Annotated in this window: 14 protein-coding genes; 9 read left to right on the top strand and 5 right to left on the bottom strand. The window is 53.1% G+C overall.

Annotation, left to right across the window (positions count from 1 at the left end; all coding sequences use genetic code 11):
• Nucleotides 1–307 precede the first annotated feature (307 nt).
• The 5 genes from ACVBEJ_RS14180 to ACVBEJ_RS14160 all read left to right on the top strand — a co-directional run bounded on the left by ACVBEJ_RS14180 (nucleotide 308) and on the right by ACVBEJ_RS14160 (nucleotide 8,494).
• Entirely contained in the window at nucleotides 308–1,642 is a 1,335-nt protein-coding gene (locus ACVBEJ_RS14180) for a DcaP family trimeric outer membrane transporter (protein ID WP_447130296.1), read from the top strand.
• An 81-nt stretch (nucleotides 1,643–1,723) separates the two neighbouring features.
• Nucleotides 1,724–2,008, top strand: coding sequence for a DUF4212 domain-containing protein (locus ACVBEJ_RS14175; protein WP_447130295.1), 285 nt, complete (start codon nucleotides 1,724–1,726; stop codon nucleotides 2,006–2,008).
• A 10-nt stretch (nucleotides 2,009–2,018) separates the two neighbouring features.
• Nucleotides 2,019–3,725 (top strand): sodium:solute symporter family protein, encoded by a 1,707-nt coding sequence (locus ACVBEJ_RS14170; protein ID WP_447130294.1) that lies wholly within the window; start codon nucleotides 2,019–2,021, stop codon nucleotides 3,723–3,725.
• A gap of 500 nt (nucleotides 3,726–4,225) precedes the next feature.
• Complete coding sequence (locus tag ACVBEJ_RS14165; RefSeq protein ID WP_447130293.1) at nucleotides 4,226–7,687, top strand: hybrid sensor histidine kinase/response regulator; 3,462 nt, start codon at nucleotides 4,226–4,228, stop codon at nucleotides 7,685–7,687.
• A gap of 162 nt (nucleotides 7,688–7,849) precedes the next feature.
• Nucleotides 7,850–8,494, top strand: coding sequence for a response regulator (locus tag ACVBEJ_RS14160; RefSeq protein WP_447130292.1), 645 nt, complete (start codon nucleotides 7,850–7,852; stop codon nucleotides 8,492–8,494).
• Nucleotides 8,495–8,655: 161 nt separating this feature from the next.
• Here the strand turns inward: ACVBEJ_RS14160 and ACVBEJ_RS14155 are convergent, their stop codons facing one another.
• From ACVBEJ_RS14155 to ACVBEJ_RS14140, 4 genes are all read right to left on the bottom strand, one after another.
• On the bottom strand, nucleotides 8,656–9,234 hold the full coding sequence (locus tag ACVBEJ_RS14155; protein ID WP_447130291.1) for a cytochrome P460 family protein: 579 nt from the start codon (nucleotides 9,232–9,234) through the stop codon (nucleotides 8,656–8,658).
• Nucleotides 9,235–9,321: 87 nt separating this feature from the next.
• A complete protein-coding gene (locus ACVBEJ_RS14150; protein WP_447130290.1) occupies nucleotides 9,322–9,930 on the bottom strand; it encodes a Crp/Fnr family transcriptional regulator in 609 nt (202 codons plus the stop codon).
• A 102-nt stretch (nucleotides 9,931–10,032) separates the two neighbouring features.
• Entirely contained in the window at nucleotides 10,033–11,775 is a 1,743-nt protein-coding gene (locus ACVBEJ_RS14145; RefSeq protein WP_447130289.1) for a protein kinase domain-containing protein, read from the bottom strand.
• Between the two features lie 232 nt (nucleotides 11,776–12,007).
• Nucleotides 12,008–13,480, bottom strand: a complete 1,473-nt coding sequence (locus tag ACVBEJ_RS14140) for a NarK family nitrate/nitrite MFS transporter (protein ID WP_447130288.1) — start codon at nucleotides 13,478–13,480, stop codon at nucleotides 12,008–12,010.
• Between the two features lie 272 nt (nucleotides 13,481–13,752).
• On the opposite strand from ACVBEJ_RS14140, the gene ACVBEJ_RS14135 reads away from it, so the two are divergent.
• Nucleotides 13,753–15,021, top strand: coding sequence for an MFS transporter (locus ACVBEJ_RS14135; protein WP_447130287.1), 1,269 nt, complete (start codon nucleotides 13,753–13,755; stop codon nucleotides 15,019–15,021).
• 113 nt (nucleotides 15,022–15,134) lie between these two features.
• Here the strand turns inward: ACVBEJ_RS14135 and ACVBEJ_RS14130 are convergent, their stop codons facing one another.
• On the bottom strand, nucleotides 15,135–16,196 hold the full coding sequence (locus tag ACVBEJ_RS14130; RefSeq protein WP_447130286.1) for a hypothetical protein: 1,062 nt from the start codon (nucleotides 16,194–16,196) through the stop codon (nucleotides 15,135–15,137).
• 689 nt (nucleotides 16,197–16,885) lie between these two features.
• Here ACVBEJ_RS14130 and ACVBEJ_RS14125 point away from each other — a divergent pair.
• From ACVBEJ_RS14125 to ACVBEJ_RS14115, 3 genes are all read left to right on the top strand, one after another.
• The gene (locus tag ACVBEJ_RS14125) at nucleotides 16,886–17,146 is read left to right on the top strand and encodes a hypothetical protein (protein WP_447130285.1); all 261 of its coding nucleotides are present in this window, start codon (nucleotides 16,886–16,888) and stop codon (nucleotides 17,144–17,146) included.
• A gap of 55 nt (nucleotides 17,147–17,201) precedes the next feature.
• The gene (locus ACVBEJ_RS14120; RefSeq protein WP_447130284.1) at nucleotides 17,202–17,420 is read left to right on the top strand and encodes a hypothetical protein; all 219 of its coding nucleotides are present in this window, start codon (nucleotides 17,202–17,204) and stop codon (nucleotides 17,418–17,420) included.
• An 86-nt stretch (nucleotides 17,421–17,506) separates the two neighbouring features.
• The gene (locus tag ACVBEJ_RS14115; protein ID WP_447130283.1) at nucleotides 17,507–17,758 is read left to right on the top strand and encodes a hypothetical protein; all 252 of its coding nucleotides are present in this window, start codon (nucleotides 17,507–17,509) and stop codon (nucleotides 17,756–17,758) included.
• Nucleotides 17,759–18,080 lie beyond the last annotated feature (322 nt).

Raw genomic sequence — 18,080 nt, 5'->3', positions numbered from 1 at the left:
CAAAGCAAACAAATGTGTAAATATCGAGTTATTTGCGCAAAATTTGGAGAAAACGAGCACCTGAATTTTTGAATTGCAGAAATTGGCGCTGCTTTATCAATTAATCAGATGTTCCCTAATAATAAGCGTTTCAGTTTTTCCCAATCTCACTGTCGTTGCTGCTGATCCAAAGCGCCATTGTACAAAGGTCTAATGGTGGTGCTTTTTTGAATTAGCTATAAGTCTATTTCGCGACCTAGGTCGTATGGTTACAGGGTGCTGCTTTCCCCAAGTATAGCGGCACGTAATCAAACGACGAGGGGTAGTGATGAACATTAACAACAAGAAAAAAGCATGCATTCCAGCTTTGCTGGCGCCCGCATTATTGTGTTCCGGTGCGGCTCTGGCTGATGATAACAGCGAGCTGCTGGAAAAACTCAAACTGCTTGAACAGGAGTTGACGTCGGTCAAAGCGGCATTGGCCAAACAGGGTGAGCAGCAAAAACAGTTGGTTGAGCAGCAAGCGGCTGCGGCAAAAAATGCAGCGGCAAAAAGTGAAAAGAAAAATGGTACCGAATTTAATTACGGGGGCTTTATCAAATCCGATTTTATGTACAGCAATTATTCCGGCGGCGAGCGTGCCAATGCGGGAATTGGCGATGAGATTCTGGTGCCTTCGGTCATTCCCATTGGTGGAACCAACGGCGGTTCGCGTCTGGACAGCCACATCAAAACCTCCCGTTTCTGGTTTAAAACCACCACTGATACCGCGGCGGGCAGCATCAACAGCCATATTGAACTGGACTTTCTCACCGCCGAGGGCAACGAGCGCATTTCCAATTCTGCCGGTGCGCGAGTGCGCCATGCTTACCTGAACTGGAATTATTCAGACGACGCTTCGCTATTGGTCGGCCAAACCTGGTCTACCCTGATGACCCCCAGTGCACTGCCGGAAGCGGTGGATTTTATCGGCCCTACCTCCGGCGTTATTTTTAACCGCCAATCGCAAATTCGCTGGAGCAAAAAAGTGGCCGGTGGTGGCGCGGTAAAAGTGGCGTTGGAAAACCCCTCCAGCAGTATTCTGGATGCCGGTGGCGGTATTTCCGGGGCCAACTTTGATGACAGTACGCTGCCGGACCTGATAGTGCGCTACGATGGCAAGGCGGGCAATCTGACATATGGTCTGGCGGTGCTGGGTACGGAAGTGGGTTTTGATAATGGTGTTACCTCTGCCGACGATTTTGGCATTGGTTTCAGCGCTGCTGGCAAGTACGTATTTGCCAATGGCGATGATCTGAAATTTCAAATAAGCCATGGCCCACTGGGGCGTTTTCTGGCATTGCAGCCGTTCCGTGCGGCGGCGTCCGATGTGGACGGCGGTGTTTCCACCATCGACCAGACCGGCGGCTATGTGGCCTACCGACACAAGTGGACAGACAAACTGCGCAGCACTTTTATGGTTGCCATGGCGGATACGGATATTCCCGATGGTGCTTCCCTGGCCAATACCGAATCCGTTTCCAACTACAACGTCAATTTGATTTACTCTCCTACCCCCAAACTGTCGTTTGGAATTGAGTACATCGATGCGGAGCGGGAGCTGGCCAACGGCCAGAGCGGTGACCTGAAACGCCTGCAATTTATGGGTAAGTATGCGTTTTGAAACGCTGTCACCCTACAGTCATTCACAATGACGGTTTTAACGAAGTAATAAACAACAAAAGCAACGATAACGAGGTGATTTATGAGCTTGGTAACAAGTGAAAAATCGAAAGCCTACTGGAAAGAAAACCTGCGCCTGATGCTGATATTGCTGGCGATTTGGTTTGTGGTTTCCTACGGCTTCGGCATCCTGTTTGTGGATGCGTTAAATACCATTCCCCTGGGGGGCTTCAAACTCGGTTTCTGGTTTGCCCAGCAGGGTTCCATGTACGTATTTGTGGCGCTGATTTTTGTGTACATCCGTGCCATGAAAAAGCTCGATCACAAATACGACCTTCACGAAGACGACGACAATCCTGATACATAAGGGGACAACAATGAGTATTCAAGTTTGGACGTACCTGCTGATTGGACTGTCGTTTGCTCTGTATATCGGCATTGCCATTCGCGCCCGCGCTGGTTCCACCAAAGAGTTTTACGTGGCCGGTGGCGGTGTTCCCGCTGTGGCCAACGGTATGGCAACCGCGGCTGACTGGATGTCGGCGGCATCGTTTATTTCCCTGGCGGGGATTATCTCCTTCCTGGGTTATGACGCATCCGTTTACCTGATGGGCTGGACCGGTGGTTATGTGCTGTTGGCGCTGTGCCTGGCACCTTACCTGCGCAAGTTTGGCAAATTTACCGTGCCGGACTTTATCGGCGACCGCTACTATTCCCAGCTGGCGCGCACGGTGGCGGTTATTTGCGCCATCTTTATCTGCTTTACCTACATCGCCGGGCAAATGCGTGGCGTGGGTGTGGTGTTCTCCCGCTTCCTGGAAGTGGAAGTGACCTGGGGGGTGATTATCGGTGGCGTGATCGTGTTCTTCTACGCGGTACTCGGCGGTATGAAAGGCATTACCTATACCCAGGTGGCACAGTACTGCGTGCTGATTTTCGCCTATATGGTGCCAGCGATTTTTATTTCGTTGTTGATGACCGGTAATCCGGTTCCACAGTTGGGTTTTGGCAGTGAGCTGGCGGACGGTTCCGGTGTGTCGCTGCTGGACAAGCTCGACGGGCTATCGAAAGAACTGGGCTTTACCGCCTATACGGATGGCAACAAAAGTACCATCGATGTGTTCTTTATTACCGCTGCCCTGATGGTGGGAACCGCCGGCTTGCCCCACGTGATTGTGCGCTTTTTTACCGTGGCCAAAGTACACGATGCGCGCCGTTCCGCTGGTTGGGCTCTGTTGTTTATCGCCATTCTGTATACCACGGCTCCCGCTGTTGCCAGCTTTGCCCGGGTGAACATGATCGAAACCATTAACGGCACGGACGGTACGGGTACCTTGCAGGAAGAAACCCCCCAATGGGTGAGCAACTGGCAGGAAACCGGCCTGATCAGCTGGGACGACAAAAACCAGGATGGCCGTATGTTCTACTCCGGTGATGAGCGCAACGAAATGAAAATCGACCGCGACATCATGGTATTGGCCAACCCGGAAATTGCCCAGCTGCCCAACTGGGTGATCGCACTGGTAGCCGCCGGTGGTATTGCGGCGGCACTGTCTACCTCGGCGGGGCTGTTGCTGGTGATTTCCACATCCGTGTCCCACGATCTGCTAAAACGCAATTTAATGCCTGATATCAGTGATCGGCAGGAATTGGGTTACGCCCGTATCGCCGCGGCAGTAGCGCTGGCAGCGGCCTCCTATTTGGGTATTAACCCGCCGGATTATGTGGCCTCGGTGGTGGCGTTTGCCTTTGGCCTGGCAGCGGCCAGTTTCTTCCCGGCCATTATTCTGGGTATATTCTCCAAGCGCATGAACAAGGAAGGGGCCATTGCCGGTATGCTGGTGGGTATTATCTTTACCGCCGCGTACATCATCTATTTCAAGTTTGTGCACCCGGAATTGAACAATGCTGAGCACTGGTGGTTTGGTGTTTCGCCAGAGGGCATTGGTACTCTGGGTATGCTGCTGAACTTTGCAGTGGCCTTGGTGGTGCAACGTTTTACCGCCAAAACGCCGGACGAGATCGGCGATATGGTGGAAAGCCTGCGCTACCCGAAAGGGGCAGGGGAGGCTCATGTTCACTAATTGCTAACACATTACCTACCTGAGCTTGGCCGCCCTGATTTGTAATGAAAGGGCGGCCTTTTTTTGCTGGTGTTTTTGATCAATCTGGGTGGCGATCAGAGGCTGGAAATGCCTTTCCAGATACGCCGTGTATACGTCCATGTAGGCTCGGATGCGACGTCCTGTCGCATACGATCTGGAAAGGCATTTCCAGCCTCTAATCTTAATTTTCAGATTTGGCGTTCTTAACGTCTCCCGAATTCAAATCTGAAGATCAGCAGTGGGTGGTACTTATCCAGACCGTATGCGACAAGGATGTCGCATCCGAGCCTACACGGACGTATTAACGGCGTGTCTGGATAAGTACCACCCACTGCTGATCGCCACCGCTCCGTTAAACCACCGCTCTATTACACCAAAGTCGCATTCTATTTTGGGCGCATAACTGCCAGACTTTCACAAAGTGGGTAAATGGGCTTTCTGTTATGCTGAAGCTCAAATAAATAGAATACAAAAATCATTTGACGACACAATCATTTCTACTGCTATTGGCACTGAGTTACATGGTGCTGCTGGTGTCCATCGCCTGGTGGACAGAGCGTCGTGTTGGCTGGTTTTCCCGTTTGCATCCCTATATTTACAGCCTCACCCTGGCGGTGTATTGCAGTTCCTGGACGTACTTTGGCACGGTAGGCACCGCTGCCGAAGATGCCTGGGGGTACATGCCTATCTACCTGGCTCCGGCGCTGTTGTTTGTATTTGGCATGAGCTTTTTGCAAAAACTGGTGTGGACCGGGGCGCGCCATAAAACCACGTCTATTGCCGATTTTATCGGCACTCGCTACGGCAAGCGGCAGATTCTGGCGGGCTGTGTGGCCCTGGTTGCGGTGATTGGCTCCTTGCCCTACATCGCCTTGCAGCTGAAAGCGGTATCCCTGGCCATGGACACGCTGGGTACCCCCATAGCCAGTGACACCATCGCCGGTTATGAATTCGACAGTGTGATGATGGTAGCGCTGCTGTTGGCGCTATTTGCCATGATTTTTGGCACCCGCCATGTGGAGGGCCGGGAGCGCAATCGAGGCATGATGTCGGCGCTGGCGTTTGAATCGGTGGTAAAGCTGGTTGCTCTGCTGGCAATTGCCGGTCTTGCCCTGGTAATCGCCTTTGATGTGGACATTAACCCCTCGGGCTTTCAGGCCATTGTTGACAGCAATGAAGCCGCCTGGTCAGACAGGCCGTTTAACAGCCGCTACATCACCATGGGTTTGTTGGCGCTGTTGGCCATTATCTGTCTGCCGCGCCAGTTTCATGTGATGGTGGTGGAATATCAGGATCGCCGCGACCTGGCAAAATCCCGCTGGCTGTTTCCCCTGTATTTGTTGCTGATTATTCTGGTGGTGTTGCCCATTACTTTTGTGGGCAATCATTACTTTATGGGCAGCGATGTGTCCGCAGAAACCTTTGTGCTGCGCCTGCCCATGGACAGCGGTTTTCCACTGTTGAGCCAACTGGCATTTATCGGCGGTTTTTCGGCGGCCAGCGGCATGGTGATTGTGGCGGTTGTTACCCTGTCGGTGATGATCTCCAACGAAATTCTGGTGCCGCTGCTATTGCGTTGGGGCAGCCGCTGGTTTCACCCGGAAAAGCTGGGGCGCAACCTGCGCTGGATTCGCCGGATTTGCATTCTGGCCATGATGTGGGGTGGCTGGGCGGTGAACCAGTTGATTATTCGCAACGAGAGCCTGGCGGGGATTGGCCTGGTGTCGTTTGCGGGTTTTGCCCAGCTAGCCCCCGCGCTGGTGGCGGCTATTTATTGGCGCCGCATTCATGCCCGCGGTGTTTACCTGGGCCTGGCTGTGGGGTTGTTGGCCTGGTTTTATTGCTTGTTGTGGCCGCTGTTGCTGGCGAATAACGACCCTGTTTTGACTCAGGGCCCCGCCGCTATCGGTTGGCTGCGTCCACAGGCATTGTTCGGCATGGACTTTCTCGACCCTTTGAGTCACGGGGTGTTGTGGAGCCTGTTGCCCAATGTACTGATCATGGTGCTGGTGTCATATTTCAGCCGCCCCGGTGAACAGGATATGGCTCAGGCGGATGCGTTTGTGGGGCTGGATTTTCAGCCCGGGCAGGCGCAGCAACCGCTGGCGTTGTCGACGGTTCAAACCGGCCGGCTGCGTTTGGTAATCGACCCGTTTCTCAGTGCAGAGCAGCGCAATCAATTGTGGCGGGATTGCGAAGAACGTGCCCGCCAGCGCCTGCTGGACGATGATTGGGCTCCGGAGTTTGTGGTTAACCGGGTAGAGCAATCCCTGGCGGGTTTTATTGGCGCGGCCTCTGCACGCAGCACCATCAAACGCCTGGGCAGCGCCAAAAAACTGCAATTGCGGGATATTGCCGCGCTGGTGGGCGGGGCATCCCAGCAACTGCAATTCAGTCGCGAACTGTTGCAGGCAACGGTAGAAACAGTCAGCCAGGGCATTATGGTGGTGGACCGCGAGTTGCGCGTTATTGCCTGGAACCACCGTTATCAGGAGCTGTTTGATTATCCGCCGCGCCTGCTCTACGTGGGCTGCCCCATACGCGAGGTGTATCGCTACAACGCCGAACAGGGGCTGCTGGGTAGCGGCAATAATGCCATGGATGAAATTGACAAGCGCCTGCAACAGCTGCGTGCCGGGTCGCGGCATCGATCACAGCGCACTCTGCCCAGCGGCATTACTTTGCAGGTGGTGGGCAACCCCATGCCCAACGGCGGCTACGTGACTACCTACACCGACATCAGCGATTACCAGGCGGTGCTGGATGAGCTGGAGCAGGCCAAAGAAAACCTGGAAGAACGCATTGCCGAACGCACCGTGGAGCTGCACCAGTTACACACCAGTAAAACCCGCTTTATGCAGGCCACGTGCCACGACCTGCTGCAGCCCATCAGTTCGGCGCGCCTGTTTTTGGAGGTGTTTAAAAACTTGCCGGATAACAGCGATGCCACGGAAGTAAAACAGCAGGTGGGGTACATCGACAAATCGCTCACAGCTGCGGAAGATTTGATCGCCGCACTGCGGGAAATTTCCCGTCTGGACAGCGGTAAACTGGTCCCCCAGCGCAAAGATTTTAACCTTGGTGAATTACTCAGCGAGTTGGCGATTGAGTTTACCCTGTTGGCTGAAAATAAAGGCATAGCATTGCACTCGGTGCCCTGTAGTGTATGGGTAAACAGTGATCGGCATTTGCTGCGGCGAATTTTGCAGAACTTTCTCAGCAACGCCATTCACTACACCAGGCGGGGCAGGGTGTTACTGGGTTGCCGCCGATACCGGGGCAAACTGAGGGTGGAAGTGTGGGATACCGGGCCGGGCATCAGCAACGAAGCCATGGAAAAAATCTTTGAGGAATTTGAGCGCCTCAGCCCCGGAGCCCGGGGGGTGGACAAGGGGCTTGGCCTTGGTCTGACCATTGCCCGGCGCATGGCCACATTATTGCAACATCGCATTCAGGTAAATTCCGAGCCGGGCAGCGGCTCTGTATTCAGTGTGGAATTGAATCGCGGTGAAGTAAAAGATGAACCTGCACACAAGCTCCCGGAGGAGCGCCAGGCGGTGAATTTGCAAGGGTTGCGAGTGTTCTGTGTGGACAACGAAGAAGACATTCTGCGGGGCATGGAAAGCCTGCTGAAACAATGGGGTTGTGAAGTGCACTGTGCCCAGAACCGCGCCCAGGTGGAGCAATTGATAGCCGATCAGCCGCCGCCCCATGTGTGGCTGCTGGACTATCATTTGGAACATAAGCTGACCGGTGTTGAGTTGTTGGCAAAACTGCCACAAGACTACGCCAGGGTGCCGACCATTGTTATCAGCGCAGATGCCAGCGAAGAAGTCGCCGAGAGCATTGAACAGGCCGGGCACCAACAAATGTTAAAGCCGGTGGACGCAAAGCGCCTGGCGGGGAAGTTACAAAAACTGTTAACACCTCCTATGGCATGAACTGGGTATTACTTGCTGTGACACGCCGTAGACCCTTCCCTGGGGGCTCGGGGCCAGCGTCCATGCTGGCCACGGTCACATCAAGCAATACCCAGTTCATGCTTCCAGATTGGTGGGCGGTAGTTAGAAAAATGCATTGCTGTTATCAAAGGTGAGTAGAAAATGAAAAAAACAATCGTTGCCGACGATCATCCGCTATTTCGCGCGGCAATCTCACAGCTGCTAAACAACCTGGATAGCGACACGCAATTGTTGCAGGCGGACAGTATGCAGAGTTTGCAAGCAACACTGGCAGAACACCCGGATGCTACCCTGGTGTTGCTGGATCTGCATATGCCCGGCGCTCACGGTTTTAGCGCGCTGGCTTACCTGAAAGGCCACCACCGGGATTTTCCGGTTTTGGTGGTTTCCGGGGATGAACGCCCGGAAATTATCCGCCGCGCCATGGAGTTTGGTGCCAGAGGGTTTTTGCCGAAATCTTCCAGCCCGGAGCAGATTGCGAATGCGATTCAAACGGTTCAGAACGGCCAGCAGTGGTTGCCTGACGATATTGGCCAGGGAGCGGCACCGGACGAAGACGAAACCCGCATTATGGATGCCATCGCCACCCTGACGCCGCAGCAATATCTGGTGTTGACCATGCTGGCAGAAGGGCTGTTTAACAAACAGATTGCCTACGAACTGGATGTTACCGAAGCCACCATCAAGGCTCATATGACGGCGATTTTCCGCAAGCTGGGTGTGCGTTCACGCACTCAGGTGGCATTGGCGGTGGGCAAGTTAAATCTTGATCCGCCAGTGGTTTGAGATTTGAGGTGTGAGGGTGCTATTGCGAAATGGAGGGCGGTGTGCGGCTTGAGAACTTCGTCATCGCGAGCGTAGCGCGGCGATCTCGGTCAAAATAGCAAAAGAGAATGGCGGCAACCGGATGGAGATTGCCGCGCTTCGCTCGCAATGACGGGGTTGTATTACCTGCCCAAAACCGTTTTATAACCCTGGGTGTACACCCAGTCCTGGTTTTTAACCGGTACATGGCAGCCAAAGCAATTGTTAAAGCCTTCGCCCTGCCAGTTGCTGGTTTGGCTTTTTGGGTCGCCGGGATTAAACAGTGCCCAACCCCAGCCTTCGGCCCAGGCTTTATTGCTGGCAAAGCGACCCTTGGTGTTTTTAACCATCATAAAGGTCACTTTGGGAGCGTCTTCGTAGCTGGCCAGGCCTGTAGTCAAAGGCTCCGACTTGGTGCCGTTTACGTCTTTCAGAAGTACCGTGCCATCGGGGAATTTGCCGTGTTTGCGATAGTGGGCAGCGGCGTCCGGTTGGGTGTAGACGGTGTGTACATCGTGAGTGGGGCCTCCCTCCGCCATGCTTTCGCCAGCGCCTTTGACAAAATAGGTGCCGAGAAATGTCCAGTTTTGGCGGTAGTTTTGCGGCAGGGTGATGTTGCCTTTTTTATCGACGAGATCAGTGTAGGTATCTTTAATGGTGACATCGCCAAAGGCGTGAAAACTGCCTGCAAGTAAACAGGCGGCAATGGCTAACTTTCGCATGGCTGTGCTCCTGGTAGGATGATTTAAGCGCTTGCCATGCTAATGGAGTGCGCAGCCCAAAGCTGTCGGCTGGCTGACAGTATCTTCTTATTCGCAGAGTTTTTTCAGGCGTGCCATGTCTTCCAGGCACAGAAAGTCGCGAGAGTAGTCGATAAAGCCCTGTTGTCGCCACTCGGCCAGCAATTGGCTGACGCTCTGGCGGGTGCTGCCAATCATCTCGGCGATTTCCTGCTGGGACAGCAGTACGTCCCGGTCGTGGCCGTGGCTGCAGGGTTGGCTCTGGTAGTTAAACAGGTACATCAACAGTTGTGCAAGCCGGGTGGTCAGGTTGGCGGTTTGCTGCAAAAACAGCCGCTGGCGCAGTTGCTGGTCCCGGCCACTGAGCTGTTGCACAAGCTGTTGAGCCAGGGCGGGGTCGCTGGCCAATAATTGCCATACCTCGTCACTGCTGTAACGCTGCAAAGTGCAATGAGGCTTGGTTTTGGCGTTTTGTATGGCCTGGTTATCACTCAGACCGGGGCCGAACCAGCAGCCGGGGCCGTACAGGTCAGTCAGCCCCTGTTTGCCATTGGCATCAATTGCGTAAGTGATCACAAAGCCCTGCTCAATGCGATACACCCAGGGGTGTTGTTCGCCCTGGCAAAACAGTTGTGTGGCTTTGGGGTAATTCAACGTTTTATTGTGCATGTCGTTCATGGTGCAGCATGTTAGTGGCTTTGAAAAATATTTAATAGAGACTTCAACAGGTAGGGTGGATTAGCCGCGAAGCGGCGTAATCCACCATAAGGGCACCGGCGCTTATGCAGACTGGCTAAACAAGTAAACCACTAACAGCAACAGCAAAAACCAGAAGCCGGATAATAATTTCCACAACATTAACGAGCTGGCTTTTTGTTTTTCTACCGGGTCGTCTTTTAAAAATTCTATATTGGGTTGGGTCAGGTCTTGCATCAGTTGCTCAACGGTGCCGTAGCGTTGCTCCAGGTCGAAGCTGACGCCTTTTTTCAGGGCACCGTCAAACCAGGCGGGAATAACCGGGTTGAAATCGCTGGCACTGCGGTAGCGCAGGTGGTCGTAGTCGAAGGCGCTTTTGCAGTTTTCGATTTTGTCTCCGTAGGGCAGCTCACCGGTAAACAGTTCGTAGGTGATGGTAGCCAGGGCATAGACGTCCCCCTGAATGCCGGAGTTGTTACCCAGCAGGTATTGGGGATCGGCGTAATGGGCCGTGCCCAGGGCGCCTTCGTGCACCAGTGGGCGGGCCATTTCTGCAACGCCGGCCACGTAGACGGCACCGAAGTCGACAATTTTTACGGTGTCCTTTCCATCGCCATGAGAATCAGCCACCAGAATATTGCCAGGTTTTAAATCCTGGTGAATGGCTTCGTTGTTGTGAAAGGCGTTTAGTCCCTCTGCCACTTGTTTAATCAGGCCAATGGCGCGCTTGGGCTTGGGGAAGTGGTTTTGCGCCATCCAGTCATCCAGGCCCATGCCCTGCACAAATTCCATCAAATAGTAAAGCGCGGTGCGGGGGCGGTTCTGGCGAATAATTTTCACTACATAAGGGCTGCTGATGCGCTTGCCGATCCATTCTTCCTGAATAAAGCGGTCGATGTAGCTGGTGTCGTCTTCAAAGTTGCGAGACGGGGTTTTCATAGCCAGCTGTTCGCCGGTTTCTGTGTCGCGCACCAGATAGAGCTGGCTGCGGCTGGAGGCGAACAGTTCTTTCTCTACCCGATAGCCGTCCAGGGTCATGCCCGGTGCCAATTCAGGTGGAAAGGGCAGGCGGGTGAGGCGGGCGTTGTAGTCGTCGATGTTTTCAGAAGGCAATTGCAGCACCTTGGCGATAACGCAGCTGATGTTGTCGTCGCTGTCGGCGGCCAGGGATTGTTCAATAAGCTGGTCGGCCAGTTGCTGGCTGTTGCAATCGCTGTTCAAGTGTTCGGCAAGATTTTCTGCATTGAGAAAGTCGTGAACACCATCACTGGTAATCAACAGGATATCGCCGTTTTCCAGGGGCACTTTGCTGTAATCCAACGCCAGGCGGTTGTCCATGCCCAGGGCGCGGGTGAGGAAAAATTTGCCATCGGCGATGGCGGCAGTGTGGTCGTGGGTGAGTTGTTTTAGCTGGTTGTTGCGGTACCGGTAAATGCGCGAATCCCCCACATGAAAACAGTGGGCGGTGCGGCCTTTAATGATCACCGCGCTGAAGGTGCACAGGTAGCCTTTGCTGTCGGTGGTGAATTCATGGCTTTTGCGGTACAGCCGCAGGTTGAGGGTGGAGAGTACCTTTTCGCCACAGTGACTGACGGACCAGGTATCCGGTGTCTGGAAATATTCATCCAGAAAGCGGTTGACGGCGGTATCGCTGGCCTCTTTGCCAGCTTCGGCAGAGGAAACGCCGTCCGCCACCACCAGTGCCGCCCCCTTGCTGCCCAACAGGTAACTGTCGTCGGGAATATGCATTCCCGCGCAGTCTTCGTTAATGGCCTTGCGCCCCTGTACGGAGGCGAAGGCGGCATCGAGTTTTAGTTGGTTGGACATACCCGCTTAACTCTAGTTGTCGTCATTGCGAGCGCAGCGAAGCAATCCAGAATCTTTGAGCGGATAAAGCCACTGGATTGCCACGTCGCTACGCTCCTCGCAATGACAAAGATGAAACCACCCGGCTAATCCTAACCGGGTGGTTGCTTCGCTACAAAGCGCCAGAACACCTGTCTGCTGTTACCTGTAAGCGCGCAGCGCGCCCTGTAGCCTCGCAGAGGCGTGCTGTTTTTTAACCTACATCAATCATCTGCACAGTGCCATCCGGCAGCACTTCAGAGATTTGCCCTTTGGGTTCGTCCATGCGCATGGCGATAAAGAATACCACTACGGCAGAGGCGCCGATCACCATAAAGAAGGTGCTGTAGTCCACAAAGCTCAGTACGGTGAGGTAGGTGACTGCACCCACGTTGCCGTAGGCGCCTGCCATGCCCGCAATCTGGCCGGTCATGCGACGCTTGATCAGCGGTACCACGGCAAACACCGCGCCTTCACCGGCCTGTACAAAGAAGGAGCAGCACATGGTGGCAACCACCGCCAGCCAGATCCACCAGGCACCAGTGACCTGGCTCAGTACAAAGTAGCCCAGGGCCAGGCCGCCGATCAGGATCATCAGCGCCTTGCGGCGGCCAAAGCGGTCGGAGAACCAGCCGCCGGTGGGCCGTGCCACCAGGTTCATAAAGGCGAAGCCGGAGGCCAGCAGACCTGCTTTCACCGGGTCCAGGCCTTCAAAGGTTTCCAGGAAGAACAGCGGCAGCATGGATACCACCGCCAGCTCTGAACCAAAAGTGACAAAGTAAGACCAGTCGAGAATGGCCACGTTTTTAAAGTGGTACTTGTCCAGCTCCGGTACGCCCTGGGTCAGGTGCTCTTTGTTCACCTGCCAGATGGAGTGCACCTGGAAGAAAAACAGCGCTACCAATACCGCCCAGATCACGTACATGGCGGTTGTGCTGAGCAGGCTGACACCAGAGGGAGACAGTTTCCAGCTGAGTACCGCCAGAGCCAGGTACATGGGAATGTTCATCAGCAGGTACATGACAAAATCGCCCTTGGAGGTCACTTCCAGGCCGCCGGATTTCTTCGGCTTGAAGTAGGTGGAACCCTTGGGGGTGTTGCGTGCCATTTTGTAGTAGAAGAAAGAGTACACACCGATAATGATACCGGTGGTGGCCAGGGCGTAGCGCCAGCCGTCTTCACCGCCGTAAGCCAGTGCCAGGGTGGGCAGGCTCATGGCGGCAGCGGCGGAACCAAAGTTGCCCCAGCCGCCGTAAATGCCCTCTGCGATACCCACGGTTTTGTGGGGGAACCACTCGCCCACCATACGAATGCCAATCACAAAACCGGCGCCCACAAAGCCCATTAAAAAGCGCATCATGGCCAGTTGTTCGTAGCTGTTTGAAAAGGCAAACAGCAAACAGAGTACGGACGAAATCAGCAGCAGGCCACTGTACACGTGGCGCGGCCCGAACTTGTCCACCAGTATGCCAATCACAATCCGTGCGGGAATGGTGAGTGCCACGTTGAGAATCATCAACGCTTTTACCTGCTGCCCGGTCAGGTCAAAAGCCTCTTTCATAAAGGCCAGCAGGGGCGCGTGGTTAAACCACACCACAAAGGTTAAAAAGAAAGCAAACCAGGTGATGTGCAGGGTTTTGATTTTGGGGTCGCCCAAATTTACCAGATTGATTTTATGGTCGGACATGATGCTCTCCTCAGGGAGAAAGTGTTGGAAATTTTTGCCGTTAACAGAACGGATTCTTGCCACTGTCACGGGTATTTGCGGGCAGTGTGGGGCAAGCATTGAGGGGCGTTTTTGATGTGTGTCAACTAACAAATTGGCAGACTGTCGGAGTACCTCTTTAGAGAGATTTTTGGGTATGTATCCTGTGGTACTTTTTGGGCATGGAACTGGTGGTGGATTATGCTTACGCTAATCCACCCTACGAATATATCGCCTGTCAAAAAGGATATGTTGTGCAAAAAAACATTCCCGGTGCGTATCGGGCACTGACCATGGCCACCATCGCCTTTGCCGCAAACTTTTCTGTTTGGGTGCTGTATGCGGTGTTGGGCGTCGAGGTGGCAGAGCGCTTGCAGTTGAGTTCCACAAAGCTGGGACTGTTGTTATCGGCACCCATCGTCACCGGCGCACTGATGCGTATTCCCGCCGGTTTTTTGTCGGAAAAGTACAGCGCCAAAATTCTGCTTTTCTGGCAAATGCTGCTGGTGGCACCTGCGCTGTTTTTGCTGCCGCAGGTGAGTTCTTACAGCGGTTATATCTGGTTGGGTTTGTGGCTGGGAATCAGCGGCGTGTCTTTCACTTTGGGCGTGCGCTATGTGACGGACTGGTTTGATCGCAGTCGCCAGGGTACGGCTTTGGGTATCTTCGGTGCGGGCAATGCCGGAGCTGCCATTACTCTGGCACTGGCCCCGCTGGTTGTGGGACAGTGGGGCTGGCAGGGTCTGGGCCCGGCGTATGGTGCCGGGCTGTTGCTGATGGCTCTGCTGTTTGTTTTGTTTGCGCCTGCCATACCCCGCCATGTTCATCGGGCAAGCCGGGAACAGAGCTTGTCGCTGGCGCCGTTAAAACAACTGCGGGTGTGGCGCTTTTGCCTGTATTACTACTTTGTGTTCGGCAGCTTTTTGGCGCTGATTTTATGGCTGCCCACCTATTACCGCGAAGTCTATGAGCTGAGTTTTTCACAGGCCATGGCGTTTACTTTGTTTTTTGTGGCTACCTCCAGCCTGGTGCGCGCACTGGGGGGCTGGTTTGCCGACCGCTACGGTGGGCGCACGGTGAACTGGAGTGTGTTTTGGGTGTGCCTGGTGTGTTTGTTTTTCCTCAGTTACCCACCCACCACCATGACCATTCACGGGGTAAAAGGGGATGTGAATTTAAGCATTGAAGTGGGTCTTTGGCTGTTTACCGGTTTGATGTTTGTGATCGGCATTGCCCAGGGTTTTGGTCGCGCCAGCGTGTATAAAACCATTCACGATTACTACCCGCAGCAGATGGGCGTGGTGGGTGGCCTGGTGTCGGCCATAGGTGCACTGGGTGGCTGTACGTTGCCCATTTTGTTTGGTTTGGGGGTGGACCTGGTGGGTATTCACAGCGCCAGCTTTATGTTGCTGTACGGAGTGCTGGCGTTCTGCATGACAGTGATGTTTTTTGCCAACAAAGCGGATCGTTTTCAAGGCAGGGTGCAGGAGGCGTTAAGCCATAATTTTCTGGAAGATGATTGAGCTATCTATACCCGGTTAGTGCCAGGCCTCAGTGATCTCTGTCCATTTTCTGCCGTACTGCCCGTTTCTGTAGGGTGGATTAGCCGCGAAGCGATGTAATCCACCGGTCGGGCTCACGGACTCAACAACCCAGCATTCACCAAATCCTGCCGGGTGGCGCCAGGCTGTAACCCCGAGGCAAAGTAACGGCCAATCACCAGTGAGTCGATACCGGTCAGGGTGCCGGAAATAGAGCTGGTAAAGATATCGTCCCCAAACGACATCAGCGAGTTTCTGGGGTTGCCAATCTGGTTGCCGTCGATATGACACAGCCCGAAAATGCCGTGGCCGATCACATCGTGGGCAAAGCCCTGGGATAACTGATTATCCGGCAACACCACCCGGGCGGCGGTGATCACCCCGGGGCCATTGAACGTCAAAATGGTGCAACCCTGGGGCAGGCAGCCCAGGTTTGCCGGCGGTGTGCCCACGGTCACCGTAACCTCGTTGGCCGCTGGCAGTGGGTCAATATTCGCAGTGGAAACCATGGTGGCACTTAACGCGCCGTTGGAGGCTTCGGCCACCAGTGGCAGGTTGTTCTCGATATCCGCCCGCTGCGCTTCCGTCAGGGTATCCGACACCACAATGCGAATTGCGGTACCCGAAGGGAAGGCGGAAACCACACCCGGAAACGGGCAGAACGATGCGTTTTGCGGTATCAGCGGACCGGTGCCCAGCAGCAGGGCTTCCAGCACCGCGTTTTCCTCCAGCACCAGAATATTGGTGTTGGCGGTATCCGCACTGCCGCCACTGTCCGTTGCGGTCAGGGCGATGTCGTGCTCCCCCTCAAAAGACAGCACCGTGGTAATCACCGCGCCCTCGCCAAGCTCGCCCTCAAGGTCGCTGTTCCAGCGCAGGGCAGAACCGGTCAAATTGCCATCTTCCGGGTCACTGGCCTCGCCCTCAAGCTCAATGGTCTGACCACCGACAATGGCCCGGACCGTAAAGGGCTCGTTAATCTGTGCTGTAGGCGCCGAATTGCTGGCGCCGCCACCCGCCGGAGGCACCGGGGGCACAGGCGGGTTGGTCGCCGGTGAAGAACTGCCGCCACCGCAGGCGGTCAGAGTCAGTGCTGAAAAAAGCAGAGCGGTGCGGAAAGACAGTGATTGGTAACTTTTCAGGAAGGATTCTGGCATGCGGGTTTCCTGCTTAACGTCTGAAATAAAAAATGTGAAGTGGCAACTTCTGAATTATCTGGATAGGTGGAGTGATTTTTGATTAAAGCAAAGTGTTGTTGGTATATCAAATTTATTGATAATTTTAAAATTTTTCATAATAATGCTGCTGTTGACTGAACTTTCATCAAAAGCCGCTGTATTAATAACGGAGTGAATTTAGTCATGTAAGAAAAAATGAACGATGGATATCGTTTAGCCAACAAGGAATTGAAATGGACTCAGGGTTATTTCGCCAGCAAGCCATTGCTCATCAAACCGATCGCCTCCACGGAGAGATACTGGTATTACCGCGTATCTCATTTGTCAGTTAATGGTGGGACGCCGCCGCCACCGCCACCCCCTCCACCTGAAAATGCCGCAAGAGGTGGTGCCACAGCTGGTGGGGCAGTTGCGGGTGCGACCACGGGTGCCCTTAGAGGAGCCTCTATAGGAAGGTGGGCTGGGGTTGCTGGCGCTGTAGCGGGAGCCGTCATAGGTGGGATTATCGGATATGTTGCCTACGAAATTGGAAGCTAACGATTGTGGCTGTAGAGTAATAAAGTCGTATTAAGTCCGATCTTATGCTCTGTTAAGCACTTTAACTAAGTAAAGCCTCAATTATTTCTGAGGCTTTACTTTTCATTAGTTAAGTAGAGAGGCTTTTAATTGTGCAAAAAATTGAAAATATTTTCAACACGGTAGGGTTTATTTCAATCATTGCAATTGTGTTGTCTATGATTCTAGTGCGTGACCCATTAATGCATGGCTTGATAATTATTGCTGCCGGAGCTATCGGTCTTTCTTCAATTTTTAAAAGTTATTACATCTCAAAAAAACCACACAATAGCTGGCTTAACTTAGGTTTTTTTTTGATTTCAGTATTGATGGCTAGTTGCGTTTATTTTGTTGCCTGGCTGATTGGGTATTAAAGGGTTTCAGAGAAGATTTAAAATTGTTATCGTTTAATTTAATATGGGGGTTTTTATGAATATATTAATGAAAGAAAATTCTCAATTTTCTGGAATTAGAGAGATTGATAGCTTAGAAATAGGGAATGTTGTAGGTGGGGAGTTGCCGCCACCTCCGCCAGTGCCTCTATTGCCGCAACAATCGCCATTCGACTTTCCATTTGTTGTTGGCGTAAATAACATTTTGTCGATCAGTGACCTACACGATTACCCGAGAAGAAACAATATTGTTTGAATCTGTAAAGTAATTGGTGCCCGTTTATAATCTGGAATGGTTTTGAAAATTTTTTTATGAGTGAGCGCTGATTGTGGAAGGGTGCGATGAAAAGAGTTTATAATCCGGTATCATTCTTATCACTTATTGCAATTGTATTGTCCATGATTTTGGTGGCTGATCCAGTTGTACATGCTTTGACAATCATTGCTGCCGGAGCTGTCGGTTTGTTTTCAGTTATTAAGGGTCATTATGTGCCAAAGAAGCTACACAACGGCTGGCTTAATTTAGGCATTTTTTTGGTATCGGCTTTGCTGATTGGTGGTGTTTATTTTGTTGCCAGACTGATTGGGTCTTAATGGTTTTTAAGGGGTAGTTTAAGATGTGGAGCCTCAAATGCCCTGAGTGTAAACATCTAGCTCTATCCAAGTGGCAAAAATTTTTTATGGTTAGAAGTATACGCTGTAGGGAGTGTGGTGAGGCAATAGAAATTTCAAGGCCTCATCTCATAGTTGGTGCTGTAGTGACTGCCTTGTTGATAGCTACCATAAATATTTCAGTAGAGGGTGTTCAAAATTCTGTGTCACCAAATCGAAGCTAACGCGCTTCGCTTGTTGGCCACTGCGCCGGTCTGATGGACCTGATTCCGCGAAGCGGCCTCAGAACCTTCAGCCCGTCACA

This window comes from Porticoccus sp. GXU_MW_L64, from assembly GCF_052983295.1.
Note: the sequence above shows the minus strand (reverse complement) of the source record. Positions and strands in the feature narration are given on the sequence as shown.